The following is a 9,934-nucleotide window of genomic DNA, read 5'->3' on the forward strand; positions in this document are numbered from 1 at the left end:
GCCGGGACCATCCCGGCGGAGCCTCGCGTGTTCTGCTGCCGGGTAAGGGTGCGCGTGTGAATCCAAGTTGGGCGTGACTTTGAATCCGACGGGTACGTTGCCAGGCCATCGCAGGAGGGCGGGAGCCTGTCAGTGCAGGCGGACCGGCTGGCGCGGGAGATTGCCGCGCGTCCCGTCGCAGAACTGACGCCGCCTGCTGTCCGCGGATAAGCCGGTGATGCCCAGCGTCACGTCCGGCTGGCAGTGGCTGCAGGCGGGCAGTCCCGCGGCGAGCAGGCGGCGGGCTTCGTCGCGGCCGACGGGGCGCCGCCGTTTGCCGGCCATGAGGCAGTCGCCGGAGTGCACCTCGAGGGGCGGGCGGCCGTTTCCGATGCCGAGTTCGACGATCCATTCCGGCGGCACGGGCCGGCTGCGGCGACCGCGGTTCTCCTCTGCCTGCCGCTGCTGAACGGCTGCGATCTTCGCGTCGATGCGCTGCAGCCACAGGGCGTGCCAGACCCGCAGGGTCTGCAGACGGTCCAGGTCAGACGGCAGGTAATCGAACATATTTTTGATTCTACGTTCATGATCCACATATTCGCGCCCTCGCGTGTTCGATTTTCTGTTCGATAACGTGGGGGTGGGAGGTGTCCGGGATGACTGCGGGAGCAATGAGGGAGGCTGAGGTGTCGACGGTGATGCATGTGCGCTGCCCGGACCGGCTGCCGGAGGAGATGTACCGGCAAATGCTGGAGCAGCTCGCGCAGCTGTCGCCGGTGGTGCAGGCGCTGCCGCCGTCCGCGGCCCTGGTGGAGCTGAAGGGGTCGGTCCGCTACCACGGTGTGGGCGCGCACCGGCTGGGCGAGATCCTGCGGGTGCGTACCCTCTCCCGGCTGGGCTCGGACGTCCGGGTCGGGATCGGGCCGTCGATCACCGTCGCGGCCACCGCCTCCGCGCAGGTCCCAGAGCCCGGAGGCGTCCTGGACATCAGTCCCGAGCAGGTGACCGCCTGGCTGGAGCCTTTGCCGGTCGAGGCTCTGCACGGCATCGGGGCGCGCCAGGCCGCAACCCTGCGTGACTACGGCATCGACCGGGTCGGTCTGCTGGCCGCCGTCACCCCGGCCACCGTACAAAGACTGCTGGGCGGCCGCGCCGGCCGCCTGGCCTGCGACAGGGCCCGCGGCATCGACCCACGCCCCGTCGCCCCCCGCGCTCTTCCCGCGTCCGCTTCCGTGCGTTGTACCTTCTCCCGGCACACCCTTGGCGGCAGCGAGGTGCGCTCCGCGCTGCTCGGCCTGGTCGTCCAGCTCGGACAGCTCCTGCGCCGCCGAGGGCAGGCAGCCCAGGCTCTGACACTGACGCTGCGGTTTGCAGGCGGCACCGCGTGGGAGAGGACACGCCGCCTGCTGGCGCCCTGCGCCCATGACGACGACCTGCGTGTGCTGGCCTACCGGCTGATGGACGCGGCTGCCCTGCAGCGCGGCCGCCTGACAGGACTCGCCCTCAGAGGCGAGGACCTCCTCGACGCCGGCCGGGTGGCCGAACAGATCAGCCTCGACGCCGTCCGCGAGACACGGCTGGTGGCCGAGAACGCCATGGGCCGCATCCGTGACCGGTTCGGTGCCCGGGCCGTCGGCCCGGCCGCCCTGTACCGGCGCGCTTCCTGACCCGGCTGACGCACCCGGGAGGTGGAGATCGTGCTGCTGGATCCGCCGGGACTGATCCCGACGTGGCCGCAGGACCTGCCGCACTGGCCCTACGTCCAGGCCGTCGACGAGGCCCTCACCCGCCGCGACATCCCGCCCGGAACGGTCCGGGCAGACCACACCGGGCGCGAGCGCGGCGAGCGGATGTACATGGTGCTGGCCTGGGATGTGAGCCGCACCGCCGGAGGCGGCGGCATACGCCTGCACTGGCATGAGGAGACCGGCTGGGCCTACGCCCTGATCGGCCCCGGCGCCCGGGCCACCGGGCCGCCCCGCCACGTCGACGCCCTGCACCACGCCTTCGCCACCCCCGAAGACGTCGCCGAGGTGGCCGACCGGCTGGTGCGCGTCTGGCGCCGGCCGCACGGCGAGTACAGCGCCGAGTGGGAGCACGCGGCACAGACACGGGCCGCGATCAAGGCATTCCGTGTATGGCGCAGACACACTGTCGGCTGACCCCTTGGAATCCCGATCCGGTTCCGCGGACGTGCCGTACCCCGGCAGGCCACGCAGCGAGGCGAGCGGTCTCAGACTGGAAGAAGGGGGCCGAAACGGTGAGAGGGTCGGTGAGTGATGGCGGAGGAACTGGGTGCCGCGCTGGCCTTGTTTCTGGAGCACTCGCACGTCGCCTCCCCGCTGCAGGTACCGCAGCTGGTCGACGCCGCGGCCCAGCGGCTGGGAATGGCGTCGGCAGTCATCTACCTGGCGGACGTGCAGGAAGACCAGCTGGTGCCCCTGCCCCACGCCGGGGGCCAGGACGACGCCGCCCTGGCGGTCGAGGGGACGGTGGCCGGATGGGCCTACCGGACCATGTCGCTGCGGCTGTCGCGCCGCCGACCGCTGGTGGTGTGGCTGCCTCTGGTCGACGGCATCGCCCGGATCGGCGTACTACGCGTCACCGCTGAGCAGCTCACCCCCGCTCTGCTGGACGGCGCCACGCAGCTGGCCACGGTGACCGCGATGACCATCGTCTCCAAGAGCGGGTTCAGCGACCTGTTCAGCCGCACCGCCCGCCGGCGCCCGATGACCACCGCGGCGGAAATGGTCTGGGCGTTCCTGCCTCCGCGCACCCTGGGCACCGACAAGGTCACCTCCAGCGCCGCGCTGGAGCCCGCCTACGATATCGGCGGGGACGCCTTCGACCATGGCCTGGACGACGGACGGCTGCACCTGACCGTGGTCGACGCGATGGGTCACGACCTGGCTGCGGGACTGGCCTCCGCTGTCGCTCTGGCCGGCTGCCGGGCCACCCGCCGTGCAGGCGGCACTCTGACCGACATCACCGATCAGATCGACGAAGACCTGCACCGGTGGCGGCCCGGCGGCCTGCTCACCGGCGTCTTCGCGCACCTCGACCTCGACACAGGGCAACTGTCCTGGATCAACGCTGGCCACCCGCCGCCGCTCCTGATCCGTGCCCACCACGTCGTCCCGGGGGTGCTGGAAGCCCATGGCGAGCTGCCGCTGGGTCTCGGTCCGGGCTACCAGCCCACCCGGACCGTGCACTGGGCCCAGCTGGAACCCGGCGACCGCGTCCTGATCCATACCGACGGCGTGACCGAGGCACGCTCCGCCACCGGCCGATGCTTCGGTGAGGACCAGCTCGTCGATTTCGTCACCCGTGCGCTCGCCGCCGGCGAACCCGCCCCCGAGGCTCTGCGCCGCCTCATCCATGCCATCCTCGACCACCACCACGGCCGGCTGCAGGACGATGCCACCATCGTCCTGGCCGAATGGCACCCGGACACCAACGACGCAAGCCAGCGGGGATCCGCCGATACGGCTGCACAGTAGCCCCTGACGGCTGGATTCAGCTGATCTTGTGTGGGGCCGCCGCTCTGGTCGTCAAAGGCGCAGCCGGGACCTGCAGGGAAGGCTTCACACCATGGGCACCAGGTTCCTCGCCCGACTGCAGTTCCAGACCGACGGCCCGGTCGTGGAGGGCGAGTGGGCGCGGCTGAAGCCGGCTCAGGACCGGTACACGCAGTGGGTCGGGCTCTACAGCAAAGATCCGCAGGTCACGGTCCGCCTCATCGCGAGAACAGACGGCCGCGAGCGGGTGCTGCGCAGCTGGACGGCACAGGGAGAAACCGCCCTGTAGGACGCGGGTGGCGGCGGTCATGGCGCTCCCGTTTTCCGTGCTGCAGGCGACGTAGGATCCCTCGACGTGGCACACACATTCGATGAACTGGTGGAGATGCAGCGGGCAGCCGACGAGGCGCACAGCCGGGTCCTGGAACTGCAAGACGCTTATGGCCGCCCTACCGCGACGACCTGGTCGGCGCAGCAGACCGAGGAGTACCAGGCGGCCTGGCAGCACTGGCGGGAGCTGGCTGGCACGGTCCAGGCCGCCGTCACCGACCATGCCCGGGAACAGGGCAAGCCGCGCTTCGACATCGAGGCCGCCGTACGGACCGAGGCCTGGCATCCACAGCCGGAGCCGGCTGCAGCGTAAGCGCGTCGCACCCGGTCGGTGCGCCGGGCAGTCCAGGGGAGTTTGTCCGCCGTGCGGCCTGGGGCGTACTGGCAGGGGTCCGTCGATAGGCGGCCGGTCCGTCGGGTCCGTGTCCGCTCAGGACCTGCGGGGCAGCTCCTGTCGTCGCGGCTGTTACTCACTTTCGAGTGACGGCCCGGTCCGTGCCGGCGCGGTGCGGAGTGGTGATCGAGCCGTGCTGCTCAACTCTCGCGCGGGTTCACGGTCTGGTGCGGCGTCGGCTGCGGGTAGGGGCAACGTGCGTGAGTGATGCATCTAAGTGTCACGGAAATATGGGCAACAGGTAACACAAGGCGCGTATCCATCTCAACTGGCGTGTGTGGTGGGCAGGGTGTGGGTGTGGCCGAACGGGCCACGGAACCCGCACACCGCACCAGCTCCCGCGCCGGCCCCGAAAGGGGACGCGTCTGGGGTGGGGTGCCTGCACCACAGGGGGACTCATGTCCGCTTTCGTTTCTGTTTCTGCTCGTCGTCTGGCTGCTGCCGCGCTCGCGGCGGGCGCTGTGGTCGGGGCGGTGGCGCTGCCGGCGTCCGCGGCCGGACACGGGCGCCCCGACGGCTGGTCGAGGGTGGAGATCTCGGCTGTCCAGTACGACTCCCCGGGACGTGATGACCGCTCCAACCGCTCGCTGAACCAGGAGTGGGTGGAACTCACCAACACCACGCGCCACGCGGTGAATCTGGACGGCTGGACGCTTAAGGACGAGTCCGGCCACACCTACACCTTCGACGGCTACCGCCTGGCCGGCCGGGCCACGGTCCGGATCCACACCGGTGAGGGCCGCGACACCCGCACCGACCTCTACCAGGACCGCCGCTGGTACGTGTGGAACAACGACTACGACACCGCGACCCTGCGCAACGACCGCGGCCGCTTCGTCGATGAGGAGTCCTGGGGCCGCCACCACCGCGACGGCGGCTGGGACCACCGCGATGGCGGCTGGCACGGCCACCGCGGCGACTACCGCCGCTGACCCAGGCTGCAGGAGCCTGCGGCCGCCGACACCGGCCCAGACCCCTCATCCCGATACCCCTTGCAGATGGTGCGCTCCTTCCCGGTGAGGAGCGCACCACCGCTTTCGTGTGTCTGCACGGCCTTTCGCTGAAGTGTGCTCACGTCTTATCGAAGTTGAGCGAGTACCCCTGCTCACGTGAGTACGCGTACTCACGTGGAGGCGGAGGCTTGATCGCAGACTGGGCGCATGAGACGAACTCTCGCCCCGACCTGCACGGCCACCCGCTTCCCTCGCCGTCTGCCGCCCATGCTCGCGATGGCGACTCTTGCCGTGCTGGCGCTCGCTGCCTGCGGCACCGAGAAGTCAGGCGTCGGTGCAGCGCAGAGCAGCTCTGCTGCCAGTGCCAGTGCCAGTGCTGGGGTTGGGCCCGGCGCGGCCTTCACCCAGATGCTGAACAAGGTCGCGCAGCAGTGTCCCCCGAGCGCTGCGCCCAAGGCGCCGCCGACCGGTCCGGCGCAGGCGTTGCCGTCCGGGGAGACGGCGCCGAGCGATGCGATGGAGCCGATCGCTCCCACGGCGGGGCCGGAGGTGGAGTTGAACGCTCGTGACTGGTGCGCGGGCAACCTTCATGAAGAGCGCATCGCCCGGGCGCTGTGGGATCTGGCGGATCCCACCCCCGCCAAGGTCAGGGCGATCCTGAACGGTCTCGGCTACATCGACGGGCGTATCCACGGACTTGAGCAGTCCGGTACGACCACACGGTTCTTTCTCGATCTGCGCGACCAGGGCGGACGGCTCTGCCTGGACGGCTCGGCGGCCGGTGAGAAGACCGTCGTCGACAAATGCGTAGCCCCCGCGACCGGCCCGTTCAAGGTATGACCTCCGGCTTCGGTCTCCTGGGCGATGCTGACAGCAGGCCGGTGCTGTCGCTCCTCGTGAACCAATTGGGCTCGTGCCGGCAGCCAGGCGGCTTTCGAACCGACGTCGAAGTGCTGTCTAACCTCGGCGTGCCAACCCCGAGGGTGGGCGTGATCTTGAGCCCGACGGGTGCGTTGCCTGGCCATGGACGAATACGACTCGCTTGATGGGGACTGCACCCTGTTTGCGCCGATCGCGGAGACGGCGCGGCGTCTGGCTGTGCTGACGTTGGAGGAGGCGCACGATCTGCTCGCGTTGCTGGTGGCGCACCGGGCAGGCGCCCGGCAGCGGGCTCGACGCTCGAGTGTGCCCTGCGCTGTGACCGGACGGCAGGGCCCGGGTGCCTCTGACGAGGGGGTCAGCTGATCTTCACGGCCGCCGGGTCTGGTCTTGACGGGGCAGCCGCTCACGCTGCAGGCGAGCCCGGCCTGCGCGTAGCGGGTCGGGCTCTCCGGCGGAGGCCCGGGCTCCTGGCCGACAGTTCGCGGCTCGGGGGAAGCCGTGGCCAAGTACCCCAGCGACCCATCACGTCCCCTGTGGCCTCCGCTCTTCGAGCCTACGTCCGCCTACGGCTGCAGGAGTCACCCCCATGGCCTGCACTTCCGTTCCTGCCGCAGGGCGGTGCCGTGGAAGGCTGGGGTAGAAAACTGGTCCGGGCGGGAGGAGAGGGAGAACGCGGTGGACTGGGGTCACTTCGCGCAGCAGATGGCGTCGATGGCACGGGATCTGCTTGCACAGGACTCGGTGGCGGCCACCCTGGAACGGATCACGGCGTCGGCCACCGGGCTGGTCGGCGGCTGCGACGCGGCCGGCATCCTCGTGCTCCACGACGGCCACGTCGAGAGCCTCGCCTCCACCGACCAGCTGGTCGTCGACAGCGACGAGCTCCAGGAACGCCTGAGGGAAGGCCCCTGCTTCGACGCCGCCCGCAGCTCGCACGGCGAGCGGGTCTTCCGCATCGCCGACCTCACCGTCGAACACCAGCGCTGGCCCGCCTACGCCCCCCTGGCCCACAAGCTCGGGGTGGGCAGCATGATGGGCTTCCTGCTGTACACGGAGGAGCAGGATTTCGGCGCCCTGAACCTCTACTCCCGCGAACCCGGCACGTTCACCGCCACCAATGAGACGGCCGGCTGGCTGCTGGCCTCCCATGCCGCGGTCGCCTTCTCCGCCGCCCGCACCCACGCCCAGATGGAACAGGCCATCACCACCCGCCACACCATCGGCGAGGCCATGGGCATCCTCATGGGCGCCCGCCACCTCACCGAAGAAGAAGCCTTCGACGTACTGCGCCGCTACTCGCAGCAGGAGAACGTCAAACTCCGTGAGGTCGCCCGCCGCATCTGCGAACAGGGCACCTTCTGACTCACGGCCGGCAGCGGCTTGTCGGCTCGCAGAAGCCTGGACCGGCTGGCGATGTCTCGCTGGGCTGGGCCGCCTCAGGCTTGAGCCCGGGACTGTTCCGCCAGTTTGCGGACATGAGCCGCGGCGTCCTCGGCGCGACGCCGGGCCTCGCGCACGCTCCGGTCGGCGGCCCGGACACGGTCGCGGACGGCGCGGACCTGCTCCCGGGCTTGCTGCTGATGGCGTTCGGCGTCCCGCAGCTGCCCGGACAGGGGCGTGACGCGCTCTTCGGCCCGCTGCTGCTCTTCCTGCGCCCGGCGCTGTTCCTGTTCGGCCACCCCCAACTCGCCCTCGCGGTCATGCAGTTCCTCATCCGCGGCCACAGCCTGCTGCCGGGCGCGCTCCAGCCGCTCTTCCTGCCCGCGTCGGCGTGCGCGGACGGCCTTGGGGGCGGCGGCCTTCCCGGCCGGCTTCGCGGCGCGCCGCGAACGACAGAAACCGCATCCCCGGCGGCAGGGACGTCTCACGGTAACGGCTGTGCCCGCAGAGAGGCGGCGGCCAGACTGTTGCGCTGCTCTGAAGCCCGTCATCTGAGGGGTTCGGGCGTTCGGGCTAGGAGGCTCGCCTGTCAGGGCCACAACTCCGCAGTGAACGGACTCCCTATCCGTGTATCGGGTACACGGCGTCAGGGCGGAAGACCCGCTTCGCCCGATGACGGACGTAAGGGAGATCACGGTGGACGGGATCGTGCTGCTCAAGGAAGACCACAGGACGGTCGAGAAGCTGTTCAAACAGTTCGAGAAGGCCGGCGAAAATGCCCACGCCGAGAAGCGGAAGATCGCCGACCAGGTGATCGAGGAGCTCACCGCCCACACCTGGATCGAGGAGGAAATCTTCTACCCCGCTGCCCGGGAAGCCGCGCCGGACACCAAGGATCACGTCCTGGAAGGCGTTGAGGAGCACCACGTCGTGCTGTGGATGCTTTCCGAGCTCAAGGACCTCGATCCAGCCGACGAGCGGTTCGACGCCAAGATGACCGTCCTCATCGAGAACGTGCGCCACCACGTCGAGGAAGAAGAGAAAGAGTGGTTCCCCGAAGTCCGCAAGGCCATGGGCCGCAACCGCCTCACTGACCTCGGCGAACAGATGGAGAAGGCGAAGCAGAAGTCCCCGGACGACCCGCTGGCCGTTCCCAGCGCCGACCAGTAGCCGCGGCTCATTTCCCCTGTCGGGTGGCCAGCTCGCGCAGCAAGAAGGAAGAAGGACCCAAGGGCAGCCCTGCCGCATACGAGCTGCCGCAGTGGAGGCCCTGTGGGCAGCGATCGTCGTTGCCCACAGGCATCATCACGCAGCGCTTTCCCTGTACATGCCTGACAGTTGGAGGCCCGTTATCACTCCGATTCGCGGGCTCTCACTCGTCAGCCTGCGGCTTGGGACCGGGCTACCGTGTTGTGCGGCGGCGGCATCGACCCGCTGCATCCATTCCCGAACACAGCGCCACACGGACCGGAATTCGTCCGCTGCCCCCGCCCGCAATGTCGGTGCGGAGCAGCCATGAGGTCGGGCCAGCCGCGCCGCGGGGACATGTCGCCGGCCGCCAATCGCCGCAGCCAGCAGCAGGCACCGACGGGGCCATGCAGTTCGAAGCTCCAGCCCTTGAGTACGGCATCTCTGACTGGGCATGAGGTCTGCCGAGTCCGCTCAGGTCGCTGGACACGCTCCCACGGACTGCCGGTAGCTTACGTGGCCGCCCAGCGCACCGCTGACGGCGACGGCCGTGAGGCCGCCCAACGACCAGAGTGTTCCTCTCTTGGAACGGCCGCGCAGGCGTGCCGTCAGGGCCGCGGCGTAGCAGGCCACTGCGGCCACGTTGGAGATTGCGTGGACCAGACCGACCCGGGCCTGCTCGGGCGGCAGGTCCGCCCAGTCCGCCCAGCCAGCGAGCGCCGCGGGGGCCACCCCGGCCAGTCCGACGGCCGTGAGAGACGTTGCCGCCCGTTGCGTCGCTGGTAGGACGTCCAACACAGTGGCTGGCTTTGTTCACGAGAACGGGTTCTGGCTCACTTTCCGTGGATCACCACGCTGAGTGACGTTCGTCGGGCGGGCGGGTCCTTGGGAAGCCGCCTGAAAATGATCCGTCCCCAATGCTGCGTGGCTGACAGTTCGGCCCGTGGAAGAAGTAGTGCTCCGGTTGGAGGAGTTACTGTTCCCGTCGATCGCGGACGTGGCTGTGCTGTCGGTCGACGTGAACGACGAGGCGGTACGCATCGAGGCACAGAGCACGGTGGCCGGGTCCGATTGCCCTGGCTGTGGAAGCTGGTCACGGCGGATTCACAGCTCCTACCTGCGATTCCCCGCTGATGTGCCCAGCGGTGGCAGACAGGTCGTCCTCTGCCTGCGTGTCCGCAGGTTCCTCTGCCCGGTCATTTCGTGCGGGCGCCAGTGAACCGCACCGGGTTGTCCGGAGACTCTAGGTTGTGGCTGTGACCAGGCGTTTCGTGGCCGTCAGGTAGTAGTTGACTTCGTATTCGGCGGGC

General features: G+C 69.5%; 13 protein-coding genes. 10 read left to right on the forward strand and 3 right to left on the reverse strand.

Going from position 1 to position 9,934, the window contains the following annotated elements; genetic code table 11:
- Positions 1–129: 129 nt before the first annotated feature.
- On the reverse strand, positions 130–546 hold the full coding sequence (locus ABT085_RS38395) for a DUF6233 domain-containing protein (RefSeq protein ID WP_351619141.1): 417 nt from the start codon (positions 544–546) through the stop codon (positions 130–132).
- An 89-nt stretch (positions 547–635) separates the two neighbouring features.
- Between ABT085_RS38395 and ABT085_RS38400 the strand changes: the two genes are divergently transcribed.
- The 8 genes from ABT085_RS38400 to ABT085_RS38440 all read left to right on the forward strand — a co-directional run bounded on the left by ABT085_RS38400 (position 636) and on the right by ABT085_RS38440 (position 7,418).
- Complete coding sequence (locus ABT085_RS38400; RefSeq protein WP_502982914.1) at positions 636–1,646, forward strand: DNA polymerase Y family protein; 1,011 nt, start codon at positions 636–638, stop codon at positions 1,644–1,646.
- Between the two features lie 30 nt (positions 1,647–1,676).
- Complete coding sequence (locus ABT085_RS38405; RefSeq protein WP_351619143.1) at positions 1,677–2,141, forward strand: DUF6292 family protein; 465 nt, start codon at positions 1,677–1,679, stop codon at positions 2,139–2,141.
- Between the two features lie 117 nt (positions 2,142–2,258).
- Complete coding sequence (locus ABT085_RS38410) at positions 2,259–3,479, forward strand: PP2C family protein-serine/threonine phosphatase (protein ID WP_351619146.1); 1,221 nt, start codon at positions 2,259–2,261, stop codon at positions 3,477–3,479.
- Positions 3,480–3,570: 91 nt separating this feature from the next.
- Positions 3,571–3,786: a hypothetical protein gene (locus ABT085_RS38415; protein ID WP_351619148.1), complete on the forward strand. Its 216-nt coding sequence runs from the start codon at positions 3,571–3,573 to the stop codon at positions 3,784–3,786.
- Positions 3,787–3,852: 66 nt separating this feature from the next.
- Positions 3,853–4,140 (forward strand): hypothetical protein, encoded by a 288-nt coding sequence (locus ABT085_RS38420; protein ID WP_351619151.1) that lies wholly within the window; start codon positions 3,853–3,855, stop codon positions 4,138–4,140.
- Positions 4,141–4,619: 479 nt separating this feature from the next.
- Positions 4,620–5,153: a lamin tail domain-containing protein gene (locus ABT085_RS38425; protein ID WP_351619153.1), complete on the forward strand. Its 534-nt coding sequence runs from the start codon at positions 4,620–4,622 to the stop codon at positions 5,151–5,153.
- A gap of 288 nt (positions 5,154–5,441) precedes the next feature.
- A complete protein-coding gene (locus tag ABT085_RS38430; RefSeq protein ID WP_351619155.1) occupies positions 5,442–6,014 on the forward strand; it encodes a hypothetical protein in 573 nt (190 codons plus the stop codon).
- A gap of 717 nt (positions 6,015–6,731) precedes the next feature.
- A complete protein-coding gene (locus tag ABT085_RS38440) occupies positions 6,732–7,418 on the forward strand; it encodes a GAF and ANTAR domain-containing protein (RefSeq protein WP_351619161.1) in 687 nt (228 codons plus the stop codon).
- Positions 7,419–7,492: 74 nt separating this feature from the next.
- Here the strand turns inward: ABT085_RS38440 and ABT085_RS38445 are convergent, their stop codons facing one another.
- Complete coding sequence (locus tag ABT085_RS38445; RefSeq protein WP_351619164.1) at positions 7,493–7,924, reverse strand: hypothetical protein; 432 nt, start codon at positions 7,922–7,924, stop codon at positions 7,493–7,495.
- A gap of 208 nt (positions 7,925–8,132) precedes the next feature.
- On the opposite strand from ABT085_RS38445, the gene ABT085_RS38450 reads away from it, so the two are divergent.
- Entirely contained in the window at positions 8,133–8,606 is a 474-nt protein-coding gene (locus ABT085_RS38450; protein ID WP_351619166.1) for a hemerythrin domain-containing protein, read from the forward strand.
- Between the two features lie 492 nt (positions 8,607–9,098).
- Here the strand turns inward: ABT085_RS38450 and ABT085_RS38455 are convergent, their stop codons facing one another.
- Entirely contained in the window at positions 9,099–9,422 is a 324-nt protein-coding gene (locus ABT085_RS38455; protein ID WP_351619173.1) for a DUF2231 domain-containing protein, read from the reverse strand.
- 259 nt (positions 9,423–9,681) lie between these two features.
- Here ABT085_RS38455 and ABT085_RS38460 point away from each other — a divergent pair, with 259 nt between their 5' ends.
- On the forward strand, positions 9,682–9,843 hold the full coding sequence (locus ABT085_RS38460; RefSeq protein ID WP_351619179.1) for a transposase family protein: 162 nt from the start codon (positions 9,682–9,684) through the stop codon (positions 9,841–9,843).
- Positions 9,844–9,934 lie beyond the last annotated feature (91 nt).

The organism is Streptomyces sp. NPDC002265 (assembly GCF_040296125.1).
Taxonomy (GTDB): Bacteria; Actinomycetota; Actinomycetes; order Streptomycetales; family Streptomycetaceae; genus Streptomyces.